This window comes from Leptospira interrogans, from assembly GCF_900156205.1.
Classification (GTDB): Bacteria; Spirochaetota; Leptospiria; order Leptospirales; family Leptospiraceae; genus Leptospira; species Leptospira interrogans.
Window position 1 is genome coordinate 22861 of the sequence record NZ_FTNA01000012.1, and the last position, 25417, is coordinate 48277.

A 25417-nucleotide genomic window follows, 5' to 3' on the forward strand; every position below is an offset into this window, starting at 1 on the left:
TTTCGATTTTGGTAAAGGCCAAGGTCGGTGGGAAATTTGACTGAGTATGTTAGCCAGTGAATTTAATTGCATCGATTGGTAGTGCTTATCCTTGAATCGTTATAATTCTTACTCTCTACAAACTATTATCATGAACCCACTGTAACTCACAGTCATTTAAGTTTGATCTAAAAAAGGGATTAAATGTTGTTCAACATACTGGATCACTTTTTGAATTCGATCAGAGGCGCCCCATTTTTCGTGAATTATACGAGGCGCGCTCCAAAGAAAAATCGTTTCCATAAAAACTTTGCGAGGATCCGGAAAGAAGGATTCAATTTTAATTTCAATTCCATGATCTTCTGGATCTTGGTTATTAAGTGGAGGCAAAACAAATCTAAGTCCTCCACCTAAAATGGGTCTTCCGAGTTGTTGTAAACCATCTCTACTTTGACGAAGCCTTTTTTCCCAAATTTCACCAAACGCGTGTTCTGTGGAAGAATCCGTTAAAAGCCGAACGGTAAGATCACTTTTTACTACATTTTTTCCTTGAATCGACCAAACCTTATCGAACGCTTCTAATACCCTTTCAAAATCCTCTTCGATGGATTCTAAGGAGACTTCTGGATTTTCGGAAACAACAAGTAATTGTGTAATATTCGGCCCTGCATTGAGTACTTGAACGGTTAGAACCGATTGTGAAAGTTGTCTCGTAAGAACATTTTGATTTGGTGCGTAGTTAGTACTGGTGATTTCAATTCCTAATTCTTCTAAATTAGATTGAAATTGAAAAATCTCGGATTTGGATCGAACTGTGATCGGTAGAAACAGATCACTGAGTCCGACATGAATGATATTTCGATTTCGGTTCATGATTTTGCCGTCCGAGTCCTTTCTCTCAAACGAATCTTTTTTGAACAGAAAAGAAACTAAATTTAGATAAGAGTTATCTGTATTTTAAAAGGAATAAATCTTGAAAACCGATTTTCGAAACTTTATTTATAGAACCGTTCGAATATCCTGTACAATAAATACTCCCCTCTGAATCTCTTGCAAGTCCTCTGCTATTTATAGATGTTTCTGCAGTTCCAACTTGTTGAAACCATTTGATTTCTCCCGAAGAATTATGTTTAGTTAAAAATAAGTTTTCATTTCCTATTGAACTTTGTACTTCATCCAAAAGATTTGCATTGCTACGACCCGTTAAAAAAACGTTTCCGACTTCATCCGTCAGAATTGCGTTCACCACAGTCTGTTTATCTAAATGAATCGGACCAAAATACCGGATCCACTGTAAAACACCGGAAGAATCATATTTAACTAAAAATCCACGAAAATTTGTTTATTCTCCTGATTCTAAATCAAAGTTAGTTTTACCACCTACAAAAACATTTGAAAGCGGATCCAGGCTGATTGAAATCCCTTCGGTTATACTAGAAGTAAAACCCAATTGAGCAAAAAACTGCCTACTTCCATTACTATTGTATTTAAAAATAAAAAGAAAACTAGTATCAGCACTGAGAGAAGAAAAAGTTTCAAAGTTTACATTTCCAGAACCGGTCATATAAATATTACCCGTTACTTTATCAATTGTGACTCCGTTTGGAATAATAATAGCACCAGTAATCACAATTTATTTTACCCAAATTTGATTACCATTGGTGTCAAACTTAAGTATAAAAGTGCAACCTCTCGTTGTATTTCCTTCAAAAGATCCGGTAGAATTTCCAATTACATAAGAGTTTCCTAATTGGTCTATGGCCATCTTATGAGGATACATATCGTAGAGTCCTCTATTGCCCACTCGTTTGGCCCAAATTTGGGTTCCCTCTGAGTTGAATTTAATTAAAAACAGTTCCGATTTACCAGATGCAGGACCCGCAAAATCGTTCCATGTAAGACCAAGAATGTATGAATTTCCATTTGGATCCACCCCAAAGTCCTTAACTTGTAACAATGCTTGCGAAGCTCCAATTTGCCTTCTCCAGATTATATTCTTATGAGAATCGTATTTACCAAGAATCACATCTCTTCTTCCAATCAATTGCTCTTGAAAAAGAGCTTCATTTGTATCTCCTGCTACGTAAATGAAATCGTTGCGATCTGTGCCGACATTTACCCCATAAGTTCTTGCACGAGGAGCACCTTGCAACAAAGTCCATTGTAAATCTAAAGAATCTAAATCTTCATCAGAGACTTCGGTTTCAAACCCAATCGTTTCCGTTCTAATTTCAGTCTCCATATCTATCTCTGAAATTATATCTCCCTGTTGAATTAAAAATCGAAACCAATATTCTCTTGTTTCTGGATTGGAAAAATTGTATAAATGTTCCGCAGAACAAGCCTGAAGTAATATAAAAACTACAATTAAATTACGCATCATTTCATTGCTCAAAAAAGACACTTTATTAATTATAATATTATAAAATATTTTTCACATATATTTCAATAAGAATAGGGAGATTTGTCCTATTGGAAATAGAAAAGGCAAATATGAAATAAGAAAGATAATTTTTAAATTATTATCCGATTGATTTTACTTGATTATAACTCAAGAAACATTTCTTAAGGGGCGCAAAGAAGTCATTTTTCAAATTCGGCCAGTAAAGATAACAGCGGTAAAAATATTCAAGTTTTTGAAAATACTTTAATCTATTACACCTAATACATGTTAAATTTTAAAATTATCTATAAATCGTATTAATTTCAGAATTTTCTTTGTGGCGGGAAAAGTAAGAAGTTAGTTAAAAAATATCAGAGTTTGTCTCAAAATCTTAAGAATTTTTACGAGATAATTCTTTAGAAGTTTTCAATAAAACGCAGTAGCTTCCTGCAAATTACTGATCTCTAGAAAATTGAGTACCGTCAATTTTATCACAAAACGCTGATTCTATGTAAAATATTAGGTACCTATTATATAGTCATGAGTAGGTCGTAATTTTCAAACAATTCTAATCTCGTTAAATTTTCGTAGTAGTTCCCACCTTTTTAATCTTACGGGTAGTTCGAAAATTTAGCAAAGACCTCCTAAGGTCGTCGGTGTTTAAGATTTGCGACAAGTTCTAAATTTAACACAGAACAATCTGTAATTTTCACAAAAGCCGTCTTTGTAATAAAATAAACAATAGAGTTGTTAAAAAATTAATTCTTGATCCGTTTTTGTTGTATTGAAATGGATAATCGAAACAGTTTTACGAATCTTCACTATAGAATCATTCAAAAACTCTAATATTACCCCCAACCCTCTCCACCGTCAATATCTGCCCAAAGATACCAGGAAAGAATTGTTCTATAAGGAGAATACGTATTTAAAAAAAGTTGAATTTCCTTTTTATTATCTTTAGAAATTCCATAGTGTTTTTCGACTGATTTTCTAAGTATGAGATCATTAATGGAGAAATGATCCCAACGATCCAAAGCAAAAATCAACACCATTTCCGCGGTCCAAGGCCCCACACCTTTAATAGAACAAAGAAGTTTTAGAACATCAGAATCTTCTAATTTGTGAAGTTTAGAATCAGTGATACTCCGTTTTAAGTAGGCCTCAGCGATACGTTTGATCGTTTCCGTCTTGGCTTGAGAAACTCCGATCTTTCTCATCTCATCGTTCGGTATTTTCAAAATCTGTTCGGGCGAAGGAATTTTTTTGCTTCCAACCAAAGAAATCAATCTACGTTCAAAAGTCAGTGCAACTTTAACGGAAAGCTGTTGTCCTAAAACGGATTTAATTAAAACTTGATAAGGGGTTCCAATGGTTTTTAATTTACAAAGACCAATAGAATCGATCAATTTTTTTGTAATCGGGTCTTTTTTACGAAGCCAACTAGATGCCTTTTTAAGACGAACTTCTCTATTTTCCAAAACGTTAGAAGAACGTTTTTTAAAATTAGTCGATTGGGAAGAATTTGGAGAAGACATTCAAACTCAAGAAAGTGTTGTTATACTCTTTTTTTGAGTTTGTTTTCCATCTGAGATTTTTTTCTATAAACATGGACTAACTTTTCTAGTTCTACTAAATCGGTACAACTCAATTTACCCTGATCCAGTTTGATCCATTTGTTTTTAGTTAAAAGATCCAAAACTAAGTTTTCGTCTTTTGGATAAGAAAGACCTACCATTTTTATCAAGTCCTTCGTACCTATTTCAAAGTTATATAAAACTTTCGGAGTAATTTTAATTCTATTTTTTTCAACAAGAGTTAACAGAGTGTCTGCAATTCTACCCTGCGGATCATTGATCATCAAATTCGCAAGTTGTTTGTAAGCGGTCCAAATTCTTTCAGAAAGAAGTGTGATCAAACGAGTTGCAAGTTGAGGTTGTGCCTTAACCATACCTTCAAAGTTGGCTTTGTTGATCGCGAGAAGTTGAACGTGGCCCCATGCAATCGCCGAAGCAGATCTAGGTTTGTTATCTAAAAGAGCCATCTCACCAAAAATATCTCCGTTCTGAAGAACCGCTAGTAATACTTCGTTTTTATCTACTATCTTAGTGATCTTCACTTTTCCGTTTTGAATGATATACAATTCTCTGCCGGGTTCGTGTTCGCAAAAGATCATTTCATTATCCGCATACATACGATTGAATTTAGTGAGATCAATTACAGGAGACTGCATCGGTTGATTCATCGTTTGCAACTTTAGTTTAGCCTGAGTAGCGAACGGCCCGTTTGGAAGATATTGAAGATATTTTTGGAAAGCGTAAGCAGCGTGGTGATTATTCTTCTGATTAAAATAATTCTCCCCGATGTTGTAGAGTTCATTCGGATCTTCTTCTACCGCAGAACGAAACGTAAGACGAGTAATCGTCTGATCAAACTGACGTAGTTTCATGGAAAAATAACGAATGATTTTCATTGCAACCGGAGTGTTTCTTTGAATGAGAGTTCCGAATTGATCGTAACTTACCTCGATTACCGAAACATCGGTCAACGCAACTGCAGACTCAATTTGAGCGTGTTGGCTCATAGCGGCGACAACTCCGAAAAAATCCCCTGGACCTTGAACCGAATTCGGATCTTCGCCAACAACCGGATTTTCTCTGCCTATTTTTACCTTTCCTTCTCGAATAATAAAAAAACTAGGGGAATCCTTTTTACCTTCTACGATAATGTAGGAGCCTTTTTGGAAATTAACGATTTGGAAGATCCCTGTGGACATGCTGTAATGTTAATATTTTTTTTGAAAATCAGAGTTCAACTGTTTTCATTATCGGCTTTCAAGAATCCAATCTCTAAAAAAAGAGCTACTTTTCTGCGCATTCCTGTATTTCCGTGTGTGAATCGTTTAAAATCTCCCTTTCAGAGAGTTCCAAAGAAGCTTTTTCGGCCAGTTCTCTGGAAAAAGACTGATTGCAAATCGATTTAAAAACCTCTTTAGCTTTATTCTCTTCACCGATTTCAAGATAGAGTTTACCGGCTTCGAAAAGAGCGTTTAACCCTAAAGAAGAAGTAGGTTCTTGAGCATATTGATATAAATTAATTTCGAGCACTTTTTCAGGACAGCCAAGTCTGGAATAATTATCTTTCAAAACCTGATAAGCCTTGTTTTTAAATTTACTAGATGGGTATAAAATCAGGAAATTTTTAATTTCCTCGATAGATTTATGAAATTTCCGATCCTTATAAGCTTCTTCGGCAATCCTAAGTAAATTTTCAGCCTGAGTTTCAAAAAGGGAATTTGCACTTAAAGAACCTGCAAAACAAAACAAAATCAAAAAAGAAACGATAACTCTAAGAAACGTTGTATTTTGACCTTTTTGCGTGGTTTTTGGAAACGTAAAAACAGTTTCCAATCGATTGCTAGGTTTGATTAGTTGAAAAGCTGAATATCCTAAAAGAAAATTGAGTTTAAAATTTATTTCCAATCCAGATTTTTTTATCATAAACTCATCTCCATAATTTTCATTCAGGTTTTGGGCAGCATACGTTCAGAAAGTTGAGATTTACAGGTAAACCCGGAGTTTGTGGATAAATGGTACGAGAAAGGTTGAAAAACTAAGGCACTTTGTAAAAGAAACAAAGGATTTTATGACCTGCAAGATAAAACTCCGGAGGAAACTCCTACTATTGAATTATCTGCAGGTTTTTCGAAAAAGTTAATTACTTTTTCTTATCGATTGTCTTGCGATGGTGCTCACAAAGCCTGTAAAGTTTTCCGGAAGAAGGGTTTTTCTTTGTAACCTTATTTCCGCATACAATACAAAGACCGTTGTTTCTTCTTTTTTGATAAAGGAGTTGAACTCTTTCAGCGCCGGACAGGTTGTATTTACTGACCTGTATTCTGAATCCTTTATATAAGTAATTTCCAACCACTTCAATGGATTGAGATTTAACGCCCGTTATTAGGGACTCAAGATCGTCGTTTGAGATTTTTTTTGGTTTCATACAAATATTTATGACGAAATCACCTAATTAAAATTACAGAAAAAAGTAAACGAGTAAATTTTTTTTATGAATGATCTAAAAACCAAAACACAGTTAAACTAGGGTAAAATTCAAAATACAAGGATATAAAATAGTTATTTTCCAGAATAAGAATTTATCTCCAAATATAAGAGATCAAATTCCCATAAAAACGGATAATCCAAAAGTTATCTATTATGGATTTGAAGTCCATTTTCAGGCAATTTTTCGATTGGTTTTGTTTTGTAGAGAGTAAAAATAAATTCTTGATAAAACAAAATTCAGTACAAATTCCAACGTTTCTCGAATATAAAAATCGATCTAAGGTTTCAATTTTTCTATCTTTTGTTTCAAAATTTTTCGCCTGTTAGAAAAATAACTTATAATCAAAAATGTTTTTAAGGGCAGTCTTATCCGAACGGTCTCTAAGAAATCTGGCAACTAAGAACGAAAAACTTGCAAAAAACGACCGAGTTCATAAAATTAAATGGATCCAGTATTCAGGAAGAATCTATGAAAAAACGAAGATCACTCTTCAATAAACCTAATTCGATTCAAAAACAAATTCTTAAAAAAATCCTAAGACTGTTTTATTTCGTTTTTATTCTTTCGATCTTATTTACGAATATAACTTGTGAACAAAACACAAAAAACAAAATTCAAAAAGTATTATCCAACCGCCAAATTCCGGTTGAAGAAAAAATACGCCAAACATCTTTTCTGCTGTTAGGCGACCGTTTAAAAGAAATAGAAATATCTCCAAACTTCGCCCCAGATGGAAGTGCAACTGGTTCGTTGGTTATAACCCTTTCCGTAGGAGGAAATACGGCTCTTACATTTTTAGGGCAAAAAGAATATAAAGAAAGAATGAAATTAGAAGCCGCGTTATTGTCTTTTCGAGTTTTACAGACCCTCAAAGGTCTACCCATAGAAAGTCTTAGAGTAAGCATCGTAAAGCCGTATTATGTAAAAAATTCCGAGACAGATTCTATAGAGGAATTTGAAGTTTTTCGAGCAAAAATGGAAAAGAATTCTCTGACTCGTATCCAAGGATTTGAAACCGTGGATTCATTTGCGGCAGATTCTTACGATTCTCCAGAACCGGAAGTTTTGGATGTAATGGTTCAAATCGTTCAAACATGGAAAGTAGAATTAGATGAACTGAACCGCGTGGAATTGAACTAGAATTTCAAATCTATAAAAACGATCCTTAATTTTCAAACGATTAAATATTCATAAAGAATAAATCGTATTAACACAAATTTAGAATTATAAAAAATGAATATTTTTATATTTGAGATACATCCTGGGGCAGAAGTAGTAAAAGATATTTTCTAAAAATAGCAATCAATCATATCGCAATTCTTTAAAATACTAATTTGTTATTGTTTTTCAGATAATAACAAGACGACATTGGCACCCAACCAGGTTACTGTGGTATTACTTACGAAAAATAGAATCATAAATTTATATTTTACAAAATAGAGTTATTGAAAATAAAATTTCTGATTTAAACAAAGAAGTAAAATTGTTTATAGATATGGATTTTTTCAAAAACTCTATTATATTTTCAATTTTCCTCAACTTACCCTTGTTTTCATTATGTAAAATATTAATATAATTCAATATTCAAATTTTCACACAAAATCCTAGTTTGACGAAGTATTAAGAGTTTGTACCAAAATCTCAAAAAATTTTACGTGATAATTCTTTAGAAATTTTTAATAAAATGTAGTAGTTCCTACAAATTAAGTCGCATTTGGCAATTTATGAACTTTCGAATAGTTCTAATGTCGTTAAATTTTCCTAATAGTTCCCACATTGGACAGGCTTTGGGACAAGTTCTAAATTAAAAATTCATTTTATAAAGATTTCCAAAATCAAAATTTATCCTAAAAAATTTGAATACGAGTTTTCATTTAAAAATGATTTTGAAAAGCCAACTCCAGTTTAATCATTTTTCTTTAAATTCCAGGAATTATCATCGATAGGTATATAATAAATTTTTGATATTTTGAATTCACGAACTGAATCATAAAAAACGAATATTTTAAACACCTGTGATTAATTTACAGGAATTCTTACAAATTAAAATTTTATAGATAAACTAGCGTGAATACTGATGCGAAAAAAAGTAAGCAGAAATTCCAAAGGAATTGAAACACTATACTGAAATCCATGAAAAGTAATATTGAGTTTTACTCTCTAAGGTTTTCTTACGCCGAGTTCCGTTAAATTATCTAAAATGAGTTAATTATAAAATCGGTTGAAGTTTACCACCGGAAAGTTGATTTCTTTTATGAACCAAAGAAGCCAACTCCATATCGTGTGTAACTATGACCATAGAAAAACGGAATTCTTTTTGTAGCTCTAAAATCAAAGCCATTAAATTACGAGAATTTTCTCTATCTAAATTACCAGTAGGTTCATCTGCAAGTACAAGCTTTTTTCCGGCCACGAGCGCCCTTGCAACTCCCACCCTCGCGCTTTCTCCACCGGAAAGTTGAGAAGGAAAATTATCATGACGTTCTCTAAGTCCAACTCGATCCAACATTTCGATCGACATTTGTCTAGCCTTACCTGGCTGAATCCCATTGATCAAAAGAGGGATACTTACATTTTCTAAAGCGGTAAAATCTGGAAGAAGAAGGTGATGTTGAAAAATAAAAGAAACTTTTTCAGCTCTAAATTTTTCTTTCCCGATTTCAGAAATTTGATCTAATAAAACTCCACAGACATTTACTTCCCCTGAATCAGAAGAATCCATAGAACCTAAAATATTTAAAAGTGTGGATTTTCCAATTCCAGACTTCCCTTCTACGGAAACGATTTCGCCTTCTTCAACGTCCAGATCTAAATGATCCAAAATCTTAAATTCTTTATCTAGAATATGATAATTTTTTACTAAATTTCTTACTTTGATCAGACTCACGTTAGTCGTTCCTTATCGTATCCACAGGATTGAGACCAGCCGCCCATCTCGCAGGAAAATAACCCGCAATTCCGGATAAAATCGTAGCGGCAGTAGTAACCATAAAAATAAATGAAATATCAATATCCACAGGAATATGATCAAAGTAATAAACGTCTTTAGGAACCAGCTCCACATTCGTCCATTCGGAATGATAAAAATAATATCCCACCATGTTGATAAGCTCGGAAAGTCCGTTTACAATCGTTTCCAAATTACTCGCAATAAAAATTCCGGAAACTCCTCCTACAAGAGAAGCAAGAACTCCGACAACCATAGCGTTCAAAGTAAAGATCAATAAAACGCCGGAAGAAGGTAAACCAAGAGCTTTTAAAACTCCGATCGATTTTCTTTTTGCCCTCACTAAACTATAAACGCTTGCAACCATTCCTAATGCAGCGAGAATAATAAATAAGAAAACTATAATAGAGATAATTGTCTTTTCCAACTTCAAAGCAGTGAAAAAATTCTCTTGCTCTTCTGCAATCGTTCTTACGCTAAAAGAAGCGGAATAACCGATCTCATTTTCAAAATCTGGATTTCTGAATTCTTTTAAAATTTCCTTTTTACAATTTTGTAAATCGTCCAAAGATTTTACTTTGATCGCGATTTGATTTACAGAATCTTTTAGATTAAAAAATTTTTGTGCAACCGGAAGCGAAAGAAAAACGTAATGTGTATCGTAGTTATAATAACCAGTTTTAAAAAAGCCCACCGTACGAAATGTTTTGATAGAAACATCCACTCCCTTTCCGAGAGAAAACCTACCTCCTGGAACGGCCATAGTCAGATTTGCCCCTAAATCAAAGTCGTAGATACCCGCCATTTCCTTTCCGATTAGAACCTGATTTTCGACGTTGTATCTTGCGATTTCTTCGCGGCTATGATGAACGATTCTAGGAAAGTTAGTAAGTTTATTTCCTACGAGATCATGAATGTTTTCAACAGGAAGAGCACGCACCATAATAGGAATAAACGAGTTTGTATTTTGAATCAAACCGTGACTCGTAATACTTCCTCCAATAGAAACGATTCTATCTTTTAGATAAGGATTCCTACTTAGCCAAGCAATTATCTTTTCATAATTTTTAATATCACCAGAATCAAATTTGTTTTCTACGGTGATATGAGGTCCACCTTGCCAAAGTGATTCTTTTACTTGTCTTTGAAAACCGTTGAATATGGATAAGACCACAATGAGAAGAGAAACCCCAACGGCCATAACGATAAACGACAATCTAGACTTTAACGAGAGAAGACCAGCAACTCGTGAACCTCGAATATAACGAGAAGTTACCAGAAATATCAAAGAGCCTCGGAACAAATTTACCTTCATCAAAAAACTCTTAAAATTAGAAGGGAAATCCTTCCTTAGTTTGACAATTCTCTGAATCCGAACCAGAATGTCAAAAATAAAGAAGAAAGTTTTTCAAGCACAACTTTCTCATCAAATCAAAAATACATGAGTTCCAATCAGGTTTATACGTTTCAATTCATCTCTAAAGATACGTCCTTATCTGTTCACATTTTATTTACAAGCGTTATTGATATACAACAAGCAAAGATAGAAAAGCTCGAAGTAGTGGCTGTTGGCAAATCTGAGAATATCGAATCTGTCCAACTTTCTGTTTCCACTCATAAAGACATCGTAAAAGTTTGTCAAAAATTAAAATACGAAGGTAAACAACTTAAAAATCTTACAAACAGATTGGTAGAATTGTTCCAAACAAACGGTAAATCAGATGATTTTATGGAACAGTTAATTCATTATTTTAATGGAAAGGATAATGATAAAATCAAATACATTCTCAATCAAGTAATTAGCCAAGCTGCAGGAAATTCAAAGCCGGACATTCAATTTTTTTACACGATCATAGATCGATCTAGATTGAATGAAGAAAATCAAAAAGATATTTTTGAAGATTCCTCTCTTGAAGAAAAAAACGAAGATACTTCTTCAGAGCCTACTTCATTTGAAATCAAAAAACCCGTAGAAACCCTGGAACAATTTATACCTTCAGGCGCCAGGGTCATTCCTATGAAATACGTTCTTTCTCCCGTTTCCGGAATTCAGATTAGCACTCTCAAACCGGGAGATAAAATTATGATTCAACTGTTAAAATCGGATTCTTCTTCTCAAAGTATCATAGAAACAATGAAACTAGAAACTCCAGAAGGGCAAATCAGGCCTTTACCTGGAACCGTAGTCGCTTCTAAAAATAACGGAGTGGAAAATGAAACGGTTATTCAAATCGGTTCAGACATATTCGGAAAAATTTATGAAGAAGAGAATTCGATCAAGGTTCGTCCTTACTCCGGAGAAAAGCCAATCTTAATCGGAGAAAAATCTTCCAGCCCCAAAAATAAAACAAAAATATCGGAAACTCAAGAAGACTCAGGATTGATGATTACGATCTTGATTGCTTTAGGAATATTAGGAATTTCAATGACTGCAATTTTTTCATTTCTTTTTTAATAAAACCAAACTATGAAAACTAAACTCGCGAAAATCATTCCTTTTATTATTTTATCTTTTTGTTTAATGAATGTTTCCTTTGAACCAATCTTTTATGATCCCAAGGATGTGGATTCTATGGAAGCGCTTTTAGAAGGTTCTGGAAGAGAACACGCAGCTCAATGGGGAATCGAGAGGGGATTAATTTCAAAAATCCAACTTACTTCTAAAGTTATGGAAGAGTTAAACGAAAAAACAATTCCATCCGATGCACAATTAGAAGCGACCGTAGATAGAATAAGCCGAATTTTGCTCGGACAAAAAATTATGTTATTTATTTATGGATTTCTAATATTTCTATCGGTAACCTCTTTTTTAGCACTTCATCATAAAGCTTGGTTTTATACATATTTAAATAGAAGTTTGTATTTGATCTCCGTTCTTCCCATTTTAATGTCTCTCCAATATCCATTGAAAAGTATTCCTCAAACTCCAATTGTCGGAACCATATCTTCTTTATTTTTGTTCGTATTAACGGTCCTATTGATTTATATGTTTTTTACGATTTCAAAAGTTTACGAAAACCAAGCAGATCGATTTGCTGTTTTTCAAACGGCGCAAAACGGAGAAGAGGGAGAGTTTCAATCCGCTTCTTCTTCAAAAATTTCATGGATACCCATGTTGTTTCATTTCAGCGGAATTATGATTACAGGAATTTTATTAGGAAATTTAATTTACATTCCTATCTTTCTTCTGCAGAAACATTATTCATTCGAGTTCGGAATTCTATTGATCGTTTTACTTCTACTAATGATGACTTTTTATATTCGAAATTATTTTAGAATGGGAAAAAACGAAGAACTAACCTCGACTGGAAATATTACTTTATCTGTAAGTTATCTTCAATTTAGAATAATTCGAAATACGATTTTTATCGTGTTTGCGGTGTTAGGGGTTACACTTTTTGTGGTTTTACTTTTTACGATCTTATCAATGAACACTTGGATCTTAGACCTAGCTTCTAGAAGAGGCTTATAATCTCTTCAAAAGTCATCTCAAGAAACTTTTGAGATAATTTTTAAGAAAACGTAATTTTATAAAGATCTTGTCCCAAAACTTCAAAGAATTTTACGAGATAATTCTTTAAAATTTTTAATAAAATGCAGTAGTTCCTACATTTTTATGAAACTCAATGCATCGCTTCTATGGCCGCTGCAGGTCGCATTTGACAACTTTCGAGCAGTTCTAATCTCGTTAAATTTTCGTAGTAGTTCCCACATTGTGTGAAATTCAATGCATTGCTTCCTGAATGCCGATTCTTAGAGAGGCATTCGCTGAGTTTTCTGAGTCGTCGTTTGCAGGTCGGGCGGTAACTCAGTAAAACGCTTTCCTGAACTCAAATCTCGCTCCCGACCATAACCAACCCCACAAATAATTGGATCTCAAGATCTACCGTCGGAATTACGACAAAATCTTCTGTAAAACTTAGTTCCCACCCCACAACGCGATTCATAAAGAGCGTTGTGTTGAGTTTTCCAACGCGACCCATAGGAAAGCGTTGTGCTGAGTTTTCCCTATTTTTGGGTGGGGAAAATTTTTCTCTATCAGAAAAACATACTTTTTGCAAGTAAGAAGACTCATTCTTGTCGGAACACTTGAAAAATGTGCCTTTTTGAGCCCAGAACGGCGATCCATAGAAAGCCCGTTCTGTTGAGTTCATTTTGATTCTAAAATCCTATTCAACTTGTGGGGTTGGTTGATGGCTCCCGACGGGTCGCGTTTTAGGATTTGGGACAAGTTCAAAATTAAAATCACGAATCTAGTTTCAAAATAAATGTAACAGTTCTGTATATTAGAAATCCAACATAAAAAGAAATGATAGAACTTTTATAAATTGGATTCTTAATCTATCACTAAACATTACATAAAAAATGTATAAAATTCTGTGCTTAAACTGGAATTTGTCTCAAAATTCATAACCTATTGGAGTTGTTGAAAAATGAGGTTATACTTCTCAAGGCTGGTTGATTTTTTAATTGGTATAACGTCAAATTTGAAACTTTATTTCACTTTTAAGACGATCAAAAGACTTTCTTGCCATTTTTCCTCATATATATTAAAAGATTTCAAATTATAGTTTCATAGTTTGTATTTATTTGCCTTAATTCTTACTTGACACATTATTGTGCGCCGCATAAAATTGGTCTATTCTCAGTGCAGAAAACAGAGGAAAAAACTTATGGAAAAAGAAATCAAAGAAGCGCTTAACTTTGCAATTGGAGCGGCAAAATCACTTCGAGAGCAAGCAGACAGCATTCTTCTGAAAGTTGAAAAAGAATTTAAAGAACTTGCATCTAAAGGAGCTCAAGATCAATCCGAGGTCGCCAAAAATCTCAGAAAATACATTGAAGACGCTCTTCACTCGGTCGAAGGAGTTGCGGGTCAAGTTAACTCCAAGGTAGAGGAAGTAAAATCGAAAGTAAATCAAGGTGTTTCATCTACAAAAGTTCCTTTAAACGGATCAAAAGGAAAAGCAGAAACCGCCGGTAAACATTAATTGTTTTCCTTCCTGTGTTTTTACATACAGGAAGGATTTTATATCTCCACAAAATCCAAAATCATATTTAAAAAGAGAATCAGTCGAATTTTAGCTTTATAAAGATGTTTTCTTATTGATCTCTACAACGTTGCAAACGTTAGTTTTTATTACTGACATTTATAAAAATAAGTATCATAAATTTTAAGACAAATTTCTGTTTTACTCAGAACTACAAAATAAAAAATCCAATCCAATAGTTTTATACATCAAGAACAGAGTTTTTGAAAAATGAATTCCCCATCTGTTTTATGAAAACGATCGATTGAAGCAGTTTTGTGAATCTCTACTTTTAACAATTCTAATGTAAATTTGGCGAAAGAAAATTTGGGCAAATTTAACGTTGACAAACTGCGCTTCCAACTCCAGTCAATAAATTTCATAAAAGAAATGTAATACAATATTTAGTTTTAAATTGCAATTTATTATAGAAGGCGATTCTTCAAATGAACTGAAGAGCAAACTGGAAAACTCAGCGAATTCCTCTCTAAGAATTAGCATTCAGAAAACGATACATTGAGTTTAGAGATTGAGGACGCTGAATTATTTCGAGCGTCAGACGCTAAGTTTGAAAGAGCGTTCTGCTGAATTTCTACGCTTCAATCGCTTTCAAATTTATCATGCCGAACTTACGTTAAGCAGCATTTTGTGATGAATATCTAGGTGCTCAATTTGGTAGGAATGATTAAGACAGTCTTTTGGATACTCTAATTACTACCCTGAGTAAAAAATCGATTCAATGCAAGAATACTCATATTTTATTATATAGATTTGAGTAGTCTCTTAAAAGTTGCAGGAATTACTATATTTTAACGTAAATTCTTGGCGAATAAAAACTCAATGTTTGCTTTCTCGAAAAGCGCATAACTACTATGGTAGCTCAAAGTGCAAGCGTCTCGATCCTACAAATCGTTCGATGAGAAATAACATAATCACCCTTTCGAATTACTCACGTTAAAGAACGATCTAAAGTTAGAGATTGATTTCGTTTAACAAATTTGGCGCAGAAATAAGATTAAGTCTTTGGGTCAATCTTTGGATCGCAGAACCACTCTTTTCTTCCATAGGAATTTCAAAAGAAGTATTCATCATCGCTACGTTTTGATTTATTTTTCTTAAAATCAATCGTTTCAAAAGATCTTTTTTAGATTGGAATAATACTTCGATAGAAATTCCTTTTTGGAAAAATGTTTCTTCGATCAAATCCAAAGTTTTATAATCGGAAGCGATCGCAGAATAAGTAAAAGAATCCAATTCCATTTCGCCTAAAAGATTTTCCCAAAATAAGGAGCTTTTACGCTCCATGTTTCTACACTCGTAACCTTGACAGATCGAAGAACCGTAAAAAGAATAATTTTGACTCAGAGGATCACCACTAAAAGTTGGATGAATCATACAGCCTATTTTTTTTTCGAAAGCTCCTAAAAAGGGACAATTGTAAGTATGTTCGTCCTTTCTACCAATGGATTCTTCTTTTTTTTCGCGAACCTTTCTATATTCAGCCATTGTCCAAGGTCTTTGAAAGTCCACGGAATTTTTAAATTCTTCCGTTCTTTCCAAAATCAATTTCTGAATTTCTTCAGGTTTTAAGTCCAGGTTAAAAATTCCACAACAGGAACCACATGAAAAATTACCCTTACCGGGTTGACAAAGACTCAATATATTAAGTATTTTGAATAGATTTTTTTTCTGATTTAAAACCTGGAAAACTAAGTTCCAAGTCCTTAGTTTCCGAATTTTCTATCACACTACAAAGCATCGGAACAATAGTCATTTTATTTTCGTTGAATACGATTACTTTACCACGGAACTTTTCAATCTGTTCACCGATATAATCCTGTTTGACTACGGGTGCGACCACAAGAGAAGTTTCAGGCTTTAGTCCGCGAAAGAAAAGATGATTGTTGGAATTTGTAGAGACCAGAAAAATACTCGTCTTTTCTAATTCTTCCAATTCCATTAGAAGATTTTCGTAATAGTATTGAAAAGAAATCAAATAACCATCCGCAGAATCCCTTAAAATCTGTCCTCGTCTATAAAGTTCGATCCATTGAATCATCTTTTGGATCGTGTCTTTGTTCACTTGTAAAACTTCTTGAATATTACTGATTAGTGGACTGATTTCTAGTTTTCTAAAATCCAAAAGGCATTGATAGATCAATTCCCACCATTTTTTAACTTCAACTGCGTCGTCAGGGTTATTCGGAATATATTTTCCCAAAGAATGATGCTGATGATCGCTAAATATAATTCCACCTACAATTTTAGAAAACTCCTCAAAGGAATCGATCAAAGACCGAATCAATTCGAAAGGAGATTCCGTTTCTTCTTTTTGTTTTTGTATAAAACTATAATAAGAAACCGCGATGTTCGAGGGATAAAATTTCGAGATTAAAGTAGGATTAATAATTTTTTGAATCGTTTTTCCCTTGGTCGGATCTAGAATCACTTGTTGATTAGGAATTCCATGAAGAGAATAGTTCGTCCAAGTCAAATCATTCGTATCAAAGGTTCTTCTTGCGTATTCCTTTGCCAAAAAAAGAGATTCTCCAATACTTTATCACTAAAAAGATATGAGTAAAACTGAATCGTAAAATCGATCGTATTTTGATTATCTATAATTTCCCAATTAGTCCCAATAAAACTTTTGATACCGGACATCAAAAAAGCTCCGGCAAAATTGTTCATTAAATCGGAATTAAGAGTTCTAGACGCGTTTGAATTGGATTGGCAGGAATTTGAAAATACTAAATCCGTATTAAATCCAGAATTTTTAATTTCTCTTGCTTTTAGGATTTTGCTTTCGGAGATTTGCCAGCCATTTTCTAAAGGATCATCCGAAAAATAAAGATGTCCCGAGTAGTGAATGATATTTTTACCTTTGATTAAAGAAAGAAGTTTTAGTTTTGTAACCTGTCTTCCTCCAATAAATTCAATCTCTAATCGAGAAGAAGAAACCTTTTCACTCAGTACTCTAAAAAGTTGTTCTCCTTCTTTTTGAGCCCATTCTAAATCTTCAGTTGGGTCTGCAACGATTAGCATTCTTAATTTTTCTTTTTCCTTAAAAAGGTTTTGACTGGATTCTCCCCGAACCGTTTTTCCTATAAAAAATTTATCCGACAAAAAACAAGTTCCATCGTGTAATAATTCCCATGGAATTACGCCAAGTTTTGGATCAATGTTTAGATGAAGATACTTTTCAGTAGTAAGTCTTAGTTTTTCTTGAATTGGAGCGGGAAAAAATTGATCGTAAAAAGTTTCTCCTAAAATTTTCAATTCATGAAGAATTTCAGTTTCTAAAGTTTTGTGGTTCATTCCTTTAGAATTAACTGCGTTAGAAACTCGAACTAAATTTTCAATTTCCTTAATATACTCTAAAATAAGATCTTCATCGATCGTAGATTGTAAATGGGATTCTGATCCGCTTCCAGACGTATCTAAAATGTTGAAAACGTTTACGCTTCCGACTCTATCTATAATTAGGTTTAGCATAGTTTAAAATTCCAGGATCAGATTATAACATTGGAACGTTTTTTCCAGAATTCTTTTTGTCCGGAAAAAATAAAAAGAAATGCTTTTTTAAGAATTTACTTCGGTTTTATACAACGTTGGAAATTTTTTTCCAAAAGACGATTTTATACTTCCAAAAGAATAAAAAGATCTAAGGACTTGGAATTTTCTTTCCCTTGAAATTCTACAGTATATTTCCCTTCTCTTAACCCTGAAAAGTTAGCGATTCCTTCATTATTGAACTGATTGGAAAGAATGAATCTGGTGTCTTTATAAAGATTCACTCGTTGAAACGAATTCGCATTTGGAGATTCAATCTTAACGCTTAAAAATGCAGTTTCAGGGGTTTCCTGGACCAATTGATAGGTAAATTTAGAATTATCTAAAACCTTTTCTTCAAAAACTACAAACTCAGAAGGATCTTTTGTTAAAGCCGAACGCATAGAAGGTGCATAATCTACTCTCGTATTAATTTGAAGAGATTCTACAAGACTTTCAAAGATTCGGGCTCCGGACTTTCCCAACTTTACTACGATCGACTCCTTAGGAGCGGATTTCCTTGCAAGTTCCAATGAAACATAACGTTTTAAATATTCAGGAATTTCCTTTGTTAAATAACCAGTTAAATCCGCCTTTTGGAGATCAATTGATTCCTGAAGTTCTGAAAATTTTCCTTTTTTAGAAGCTTCATATAAATACGACAAAGTTGAGGCATTAATCCCAGCCTGAATCGATTCTTCCATTTGTATGAGTTGATTTTGCAGTTTTATATCTATATCAGAACCAGCTTCCTCCCCGCTCAAAAGCGAAAGCAAAAGCTCGTTTTCTTGGTTTATTTCAGATCCCGAATCCATTTTAGTTCTCCAATAGCATAAAAAGACGGAAATTTCTAAAAATCCAAATCACTGAAATCCAGCTTTTTCTGAATTTTTTCAATCAAACGAAGTAAAGTAACGCTTACGTTCCCCTCAGAAATCCCAATTAATTCTGCAACTTCTCTGTAAGGGGTTCTTGCTAAAAAGTGTCCTTTCTTTTTCTTTTCCAAAAGTCTTTTACGCTGCTCATATTTCTTTTTCAAAGCGTGAGAAGTTTTATCCACTTCCATAGGAAGAATAGGAGCTATTTTAGCAGTATTTTGCTGTTTTTCTTTCAATTCTAATATATTTAGATATAAAGAGGTAATTTTATCTTCCATTCGAATATTTTCTTCTTCCCGATTGGAAAGTTCCGCTCTGAGATGAAGAATTTTCTCTTTCAATGCCTCAGGAGATAATCCTGTTTTTTCCAGAAGATACTGAACTTCATCTTCGTTTAAGTTTAAATAATAAATATAAGAAAGTTTAAAAATGACCCGTTTATCAACCCCAATTTCTTCCAGAGCCTGATTGAATCGGTCAGAAAATTCACTGGCTTCTTCCTGCATTTCAGGACGTGTATCCGGTTCGTCTTCTATGGTTGCGTATTCCTTCCCTTCTTTACTAATTTTTCCTAAATTGGTAACCTTAAGTTCTCGCTTGGTTCTTTGCCAATCAATCAGCATATTTCTAAGAACGGAATAGAACCAAGTTCTAAAACTGGATTTTCCCTTAAAACTTCCAAAACGGGAGCCTGTTTTTAATCTTTCAAATGCATAGATAAAAAAATCCCCAGCGTCGTCTTCGCTCAAATGAAAGATTTTCATTGGGAAATTGTAGATATCTTCCGAATAGATTTCGAAGAATTGTCTCAGCGCATCTTCTTCTCCATCTCCACATCGAGAAACGAGATCTAAGGTTTTATCTTTTGACAAATTCATTTTGTATGAGTTACTTGCACTTAGGTTTGTGTCCTGAATGAAAAAATTTCTACTTATTATAATCTGGACCGCGTTCCATCTGAGCATGGAAGCGGAAAATAATAAAGTACTAAATTATCTCGTCCCTGTCAAAACTGATCAACTGGAAAACAAAATTACCTCAACTTTTGGAGAATCCAGAGGAGATCACTTTCATAATGGGCTGGATATTTCCTCCGCAAACGAACCCGTCCTTGCAATGGCAGATGGAAAAGTTTTGTACAGCCGTTATACGGAGGATCATCCTTTTGAGGACGAACTAGGAACCGGAAATTCAGTTTGGTTAGACCACGGATCTGGAAATTTCACGGCTTATTATCACTTAAAAGATGGTAGAATCTCTAAATTACTAAAACCTGATGGAATCAAAGCAGGAGATAAAATCGGGATTACAGGCAATTCTGGTCATTCTAGCGGAGCTCATCTTCATTTTGTTGTACTTCGTAAGTATGGACTCGAAATTTTAGATCCTATGAAATTTCTTTCACCAATTCCGGATAGTTCTGCTCCAGAAATTTCCAGTCTTTTAGTTCACGTAAACGGAAAGTTCACGAATATTAACGACGGAGACAACATCAACCTTTCCAAAGAATTTCCTTTTACAATCTCCATCATAGACGCAGGAGAAAAAAAATCTCAGAGAAGGGGAATTACTAAAGTTCAATATTTTCTAAATGGAGAAACTCTCCAATCCGCCGATTTCAGCGCCTTACAATATTCCGCTTCCGAATGGAAAAATCCGGACGGATTCTCTTTTACAAATCTTTATTATAAAGATCAGTATTTGGTCGGAAATCTAAACTTAAAATCCGGAGAAAACACGATCAAAGTGGTGGCCTGGGATTTTAGAGGAAACGTAAGCGAAAGAAGTTTTACCTTCTATGTAAGTCGAATCTAATGTTTATGCAAGAAACTTACAGCTGTTCTTTTTTCGGTATATCTGTTAAAATTTTCATATAATAACTTTCTTAAGTGGTTTGATAATTAACGCGAGTTCTGCGCAAGAAAAAATTTTCTTAAAGTATAAGTTCCTACAATTTTAGAATTTATTCGTAAAATCGTAATTTGCAGTAGTTCCCACATCATTTTACAGACAAACCTAAGTCTTGTGGTAGTTCCTACATTTAAAGAATCGGTCTGTAGAGTTCAGATTTCATTTTTTTCAGAATGGGTTCCTTACGTCGAATTCATATTTTTTAATAAACCCTTAAGAAATAGAATATAATAGTTTCCACATTCTCGGAATAGAACCGTAAAACTTTGATTTGTAACAGTTCCCACATAAAATAACATGAGTTCAATGTGAAAGAGATGGAATGTCCAACTTACAAAACAACTCTTAGAAACTCAATGAGATGAAACTTTAAATTTCCCAAGAATGTGGAAACTCTATACTTTCGTGAAGATTCAAAATTGATTCGATAAATTCTTACTACGATTTTATTTCTAAAATCAATTTTCTGTAAATCACCAACTAACTCTAAATTTATGATTCGCGGCAGGGATCAAGGCGGAGTCAATAAATTGATCGAAAGAAAATATTTTCTAAAACGGTTAATCTTTCAATTTATTGACTATAGCCGCGAGCCCGGTTTCGGAGGAACTAAAACAAATTAAATCTTCAGAATACAATAAAATCATAAAAATACTTTCTCCGAAAGCCGCCCCCGCTTGGAGCGATAAAGCAATTTATAAAACAACCCTCATAAAACGTTTTCGACAGAATCGCGAGATGGTAAACTTCGCTTCGCTCGTTTTAGACAAAAGACAGTAATTGACAAAGGGCTAAGTGTTCCTAAACAAAAAAGAACTAAAGCGCTACATTTTTTTAGAAATATTAATTTAATATATTATAATTCTTTAAAATAATAATTAACCTGCAGCCTGGCTTTTATTGATCACTTTGAGTTGTTCTCCTACAGAATAAAATACGGAACGATCTCCTAAAAGATCTGCCAATCGTAAGAAAAGCTCATTGATCGGTTGGATCGAGTAGGTATCATGAGCACGAATTACTCTTTTTTCTTCTTGATTTTCCACAATGTGAAAATACACGGAAGATTCTCCTTTGTAACAAGCAAGCAATGCGTAAAGTTTCGGAACCAGTTCAGGATCTTCCGTATGCCTTTCTTCCAGTCTAAGATGAAGCGACTTTTCAAGTTTATCCTCGATCGTCGCGTCGTCTAAAATTTCGATACTGTTAACTTTAACCTGACCCCGAAGTTCCGCGTCTCCAACCTCAATTTTATCCAAGTCGCCTTTGATAAAGATAGCTTGATCTTCCTTTATAAATTCCTTATATTTCTGATATGTTTTTGCAAAAGCTACACATTCTATTTCGCCGGTTCTATCTTCTAGTTTGAAATTCGCAAATTCTTCGTTTCGTTTACTGAGTTTGATGTTCTTAGAAGAAATTACACCTGCAACTTCCACTTTAGTTCCGGACTTTAAATCATCGAATTTTTCGATTGGGATTGTCTTTAAACTTTTAAGTTGTTTTTCATACTTGTCCAAAGGATGACCGGAAAGATAAAGACCTGCTATTGCTTTTTCTCTTTTTAACTTTTCGTCAATTTCCCATTCAAGCGCATCTTTGGGAAGATTAAGAGAAAAAGAACTTTCTTCGTTTCCAAAAAGTGAAAACTGTCCTTCATTTGCTCTTTCTTGTTCTTTTTGTGCGAAAGTTAAAATCGAATCTACAGATTCAAAAAGACATTTTCGAGTATAACCAAAAGAATCTAAAGCTCCCGCTTGAATTAGAGCTTCAAAAACTTTTTTGTTGATCAATCTTGTATCTATATTTAATGCGAAGTCCTGTAAGGTTCTAAAACTTCCTACTTTGGTTCTCGCTTGAATGATACTGTTTGCAGCTGTTTCTCCCACTCCCTTCATGGCGGAAAGTCCGAAACGAATTGTAGTATTGTCGATCACGCTAAAAGAAGCCTGGGATTCGGAAACATCTGGATTGAGAATTTGAATTCCCATTTCTCTTGCGTTATTGATATATTTTACGATGTCAGTCGTTTTACCGTGATCGGAGGCAAGAAGAGCCGTGAGATATTCGATTGTATAGTTCGCTTTTAAGTAAGCCGTTTGATAAGTAATGATCGCATAAGCGACCGAATGCGATTTGTTAAACCCGTAACCACCAAATCTTTCCAACTGTTCAAAAAGATCCTTAGCGACCTTTTCCTGAATTCCTTGTTTGACCGCACCTTCTACAAACTGAACTTTCAGTTTGTCCATCAGATCGGCTTTTTTCTTTGCCATCGCTTTACGCAATACGTCGGAGTCTCCGACCGAAAATCCTCCGACAACACGGGAAATACTCATCACCTGTTCTTGATAAACCGGAACTCCGAATGTTTCTTTCAAAATTGGTTCACAAGATGGATGTGGATAAGTGACTTGTTTTTTTCCAGATTTACGGTCCAAGTATTCGTCCAACATCCCTTCTCCCATCGGACCGGGACGATACAAAGCGATCAAGGCTACAATTTCGTCGAAATTACTTACCTGGCTCTTTGCAACCAGATCCGTAATTCCAGTAGATTCTAACTGGAATATACCTAAAGTATTTGCTTTTCTGAGAAGAGAGTATGTATTCGCATCGTCATAAGAAATTTCATCCAGATTAATCCGAATTCCTCTTCTTTGTTCAATGAGTTTGATCGCGTAGTCTAAGGTCGTTAAGTTTTTTAGACCCAAGATATCCATCTTGATAAGGCCGATACTTTCTAAGTTATTTTTATCGTATTGAGTTACGATCGCACGAACACCCGGTTTTTCCTTTTCCGCAACCGTGGAAAGTGGAACTACTTCTTCTAAAGGATAAGGAGAAATGACCACACCCGCAGCATGTCTCCCAGGCTGACGGTAATTTCCTTCTAATCTTTGAGCGATCGCAAAAATTTTATGATTAATATCGTCTTTTTCCGAAAAGTTTTTTAACTCGGAAGAAGTGGATAAAGCTTCTGAAATAGACATTCCTAATTTATTTGGAAACGCCTTTGTCATTTCATTCGCTTCTCCGAAAGGAAGATTCAATACCCGTGCTACGTCTTTGAGAGCCGCTTTGGCTGCAAGAGAATTGAATGTGATGATCTGCCCTACTTTTTCTTCTCCATATCTTCTACGTATATAATTGATTACTTCTTCTCTGCGTTCCACACAAAAGTCAGTATCAATATCCGGCATGTCTTTACGATCCGGGTTTAAAAATCTTTCAAAAAGTAGATTGTGTTGAAGTGGTTCTACGTTCGTGATTCCGAGTGCATAAGCAACGATGGAACCTGCTGCCGAACCTCTTCCTGGTCCGACCGGAATTCCGTTTCTTTTTGCGTAGTTAATATAATCTTGAACAATTAAAAAGTAACCTGCAAACTTCATATTTTTGATCGTATTGAGTTCGAAGATCACCCTTTCTTTGATTTCCGGAGAAAGATTCAGATATTTTCTTTCGATTCCTTCCCAAATTAATTTTTCAAGATAAGAATCCGCGTCATAACCTTCCGGAACCTCGAATTCGGGAAGAAGATAATTTCCAAATTGAAGTTTCAAATTTACTTTATTACTAATTTCTAATGTATTATAAAACGCTTCCGGGATTTCGGGGAAAATTTTCGCCATCTCGTCCCCGTTTTTGACATAGAACTCTCCGTTAAAACCAAATTCCATCGGATCGGTAATACGTTTTTGCATTCCGATTCTAAGAAGAATATCTTGCGCTTCTTGGTCGTTTTTCTTTAAGAAGTGGGAATCATTTGTAACAACGAGCGGAATACCGGTCTTCTTTCCGAACTCGTAAACTTGTTTAGCGACTGTCATCTGTTCGGGAATTCCGTGATTTTGGATTTCCATATAGAAATCCTCTTTACGGAAAATCTCATTCAACTTACCAGCAAGTTGAAAAGACTCATCTATTTTACCTTCCAAAATCTTTCGATTGACTTCACCCGCAAGACAGGCGGTCAAACAAACAAGACCTTCGCTATGTCTATCCAGAAGATCATAATCGATTCTCGCTTTTTTATAAAAACCTTCCGTGTAAGATTTACTGGAAAGACGTATTAGATTTTTGTAACCTTCTTCGTTTTTTGCAAGTAGGATGAGATGGTATGCGTTCCCGTCCGCGATCTTTACCATCTCCGTTTCTTGCTTACGGTTTGGGGAAACGTAAAATTCGCTTCCGATAATCGGCTTGATGCCCTGTTTGATCGCCTCATTATAGAACTCAACAGCTCCGAACATGTTCCCGTGGTCGGTCATGGCAACGGAAGACATGCCGCATTCTTTGACATGTTGCATCAACTCCTTGATACGAATCGCTCCGTCGAGCATGGAATAATTTGTGTGCAGATGTAAATGAGCAAAATCCTGCATTGTAAGGGACATAATAGAATTTTTACGGACCCGAAGTCAAGAGTCTAATCAATTAAAAACGAATACTTAGACTAAATTCCGTAACTTTTTATAAAATAGCCAGCTCTAAAGCCCGCCGAACGATCGATCTATGGGAATGGCGCTGAGTTTCCCGAGCACCATAGAAGCGATGCATTGGGCTCAGAAAGCGAGACTCTAATGTTTTCTGAAACTCATAGAAGTGATTTTTTTAGTTCACAAAATTTGTGGGAACTACCACGAACCTATATTTTACAGTAAAACTTTAAAAA

Annotated in this window: 17 protein-coding genes and 2 pseudogenes; 6 read left to right on the plus strand and 13 right to left on the minus strand. The window is 34.5% G+C overall.

Annotated features, from left to right (window positions below):
• Nucleotides 1-156: 156 nt before the first annotated feature.
• The 6 genes and pseudogenes from BW942_RS11120 to BW942_RS11145 all read right to left on the minus strand — a co-directional run bounded on the left by BW942_RS11120 (nt 157) and on the right by BW942_RS11145 (nt 6361).
• Complete coding sequence (locus BW942_RS11120; protein WP_001081432.1) at nt 157-852, minus strand: hypothetical protein; 696 nt, start codon at nt 850-852, stop codon at nt 157-159.
• Nucleotides 853-925: 73 nt separating this feature from the next.
• Nucleotides 926-2359 (minus strand): annotated as a pseudogene (locus tag BW942_RS22115) (SBBP repeat beta-propeller lipoprotein, LipL53 family).
• An 851-nt stretch (nt 2360-3210) separates the two neighbouring features.
• Nucleotides 3211-3897, minus strand: a complete 687-nt coding sequence (locus BW942_RS11130; RefSeq protein WP_000098063.1) for a DNA-3-methyladenine glycosylase family protein — start codon at nt 3895-3897, stop codon at nt 3211-3213.
• Nucleotides 3898-3917: 20 nt separating this feature from the next.
• The gene (locus tag BW942_RS11135) at nt 3918-5135 is read right to left on the minus strand and encodes a cyclic nucleotide-binding domain-containing protein (protein ID WP_000103068.1); all 1218 of its coding nucleotides are present in this window, start codon (nt 5133-5135) and stop codon (nt 3918-3920) included.
• Nucleotides 5136-5220: 85 nt separating this feature from the next.
• The gene (locus BW942_RS11140; RefSeq protein WP_000592639.1) at nt 5221-5859 is read right to left on the minus strand and encodes a tetratricopeptide repeat protein; all 639 of its coding nucleotides are present in this window, start codon (nt 5857-5859) and stop codon (nt 5221-5223) included.
• Nucleotides 5860-6076: 217 nt separating this feature from the next.
• On the minus strand, nt 6077-6361 hold the full coding sequence (locus BW942_RS11145) for an LIC10235 family protein (RefSeq protein WP_000802848.1): 285 nt from the start codon (nt 6359-6361) through the stop codon (nt 6077-6079).
• Nucleotides 6362-6892: 531 nt separating this feature from the next.
• Between BW942_RS11145 and BW942_RS11150 the strand changes: the two genes are divergently transcribed.
• On the plus strand, nt 6893-7564 hold the full coding sequence (locus tag BW942_RS11150; protein WP_000747363.1) for a hypothetical protein: 672 nt from the start codon (nt 6893-6895) through the stop codon (nt 7562-7564).
• A 1069-nt stretch (nt 7565-8633) separates the two neighbouring features.
• Here the strand turns inward: BW942_RS11150 and BW942_RS11155 are convergent.
• On the minus strand, nt 8634-9311 hold the full coding sequence (locus BW942_RS11155) for an ABC transporter ATP-binding protein (protein WP_000052667.1): 678 nt from the start codon (nt 9309-9311) through the stop codon (nt 8634-8636).
• A gap of 1 nt (nt 9312) precedes the next feature.
• Nucleotides 9313-10686, minus strand: a complete 1374-nt coding sequence (locus BW942_RS11160; protein ID WP_000867622.1) for an ABC transporter permease — start codon at nt 10684-10686, stop codon at nt 9313-9315.
• Nucleotides 10687-10812: 126 nt separating this feature from the next.
• Here BW942_RS11160 and BW942_RS11165 point away from each other — a divergent pair, with 126 nt between their 5' ends.
• The 3 genes from BW942_RS11165 to BW942_RS11180 all read left to right on the plus strand — a co-directional run bounded on the left by BW942_RS11165 (nt 10813) and on the right by BW942_RS11180 (nt 14362).
• The gene (locus BW942_RS11165; protein ID WP_000097761.1) at nt 10813-11826 is read left to right on the plus strand and encodes a hypothetical protein; all 1014 of its coding nucleotides are present in this window, start codon (nt 10813-10815) and stop codon (nt 11824-11826) included.
• A 12-nt stretch (nt 11827-11838) separates the two neighbouring features.
• Nucleotides 11839-12843: an LIC_10230 family protein gene (locus BW942_RS11170; protein WP_000850463.1), complete on the plus strand. Its 1005-nt coding sequence runs from the start codon at nt 11839-11841 to the stop codon at nt 12841-12843.
• Nucleotides 12844-14044: 1201 nt separating this feature from the next.
• The gene (locus BW942_RS11180; RefSeq protein ID WP_000409984.1) at nt 14045-14362 is read left to right on the plus strand and encodes a phasin-related domain-containing protein; all 318 of its coding nucleotides are present in this window, start codon (nt 14045-14047) and stop codon (nt 14360-14362) included.
• A gap of 1011 nt (nt 14363-15373) precedes the next feature.
• On the opposite strand, the gene BW942_RS11185 is transcribed toward BW942_RS11180, so the two are convergent.
• From BW942_RS11185 to BW942_RS11200, 4 genes and pseudogenes are all read right to left on the minus strand, one after another.
• Nucleotides 15374-16060: a hypothetical protein gene (locus tag BW942_RS11185; protein WP_000050593.1), complete on the minus strand. Its 687-nt coding sequence runs from the start codon at nt 16058-16060 to the stop codon at nt 15374-15376.
• Between the two features lie 4 nt (nt 16061-16064).
• Nucleotides 16065-17893, minus strand: a pseudogene (locus tag BW942_RS11190) (CHAT domain-containing protein).
• Nucleotides 17894-18036: 143 nt separating this feature from the next.
• Nucleotides 18037-18765, minus strand: coding sequence for a hypothetical protein (locus BW942_RS11195; protein WP_000377029.1), 729 nt, complete (start codon nt 18763-18765; stop codon nt 18037-18039).
• A gap of 35 nt (nt 18766-18800) precedes the next feature.
• Nucleotides 18801-19706: an RNA polymerase sigma factor gene (locus BW942_RS11200; protein ID WP_001054050.1), complete on the minus strand. Its 906-nt coding sequence runs from the start codon at nt 19704-19706 to the stop codon at nt 18801-18803.
• A 37-nt stretch (nt 19707-19743) separates the two neighbouring features.
• Between BW942_RS11200 and BW942_RS11205 the strand changes: the two genes are divergently transcribed.
• Together BW942_RS11205 and BW942_RS11210 are read left to right on the plus strand one after the other, a co-directional pair.
• A complete protein-coding gene (locus BW942_RS11205; RefSeq protein ID WP_000714135.1) occupies nt 19744-20643 on the plus strand; it encodes a M23 family metallopeptidase in 900 nt (299 codons plus the stop codon).
• Nucleotides 20644-21315: 672 nt separating this feature from the next.
• The gene (locus BW942_RS11210; RefSeq protein ID WP_000150288.1) at nt 21316-21519 is read left to right on the plus strand and encodes a hypothetical protein; all 204 of its coding nucleotides are present in this window, start codon (nt 21316-21318) and stop codon (nt 21517-21519) included.
• A 98-nt stretch (nt 21520-21617) separates the two neighbouring features.
• Here BW942_RS11210 and dnaE read toward each other — a convergent pair whose 3' ends face one another.
• Nucleotides 21618-25127: a DNA polymerase III subunit alpha gene (gene dnaE, locus BW942_RS11215; RefSeq protein ID WP_001150496.1), complete on the minus strand. Its 3510-nt coding sequence runs from the start codon at nt 25125-25127 to the stop codon at nt 21618-21620.
• Nucleotides 25128-25417 lie beyond the last annotated feature (290 nt).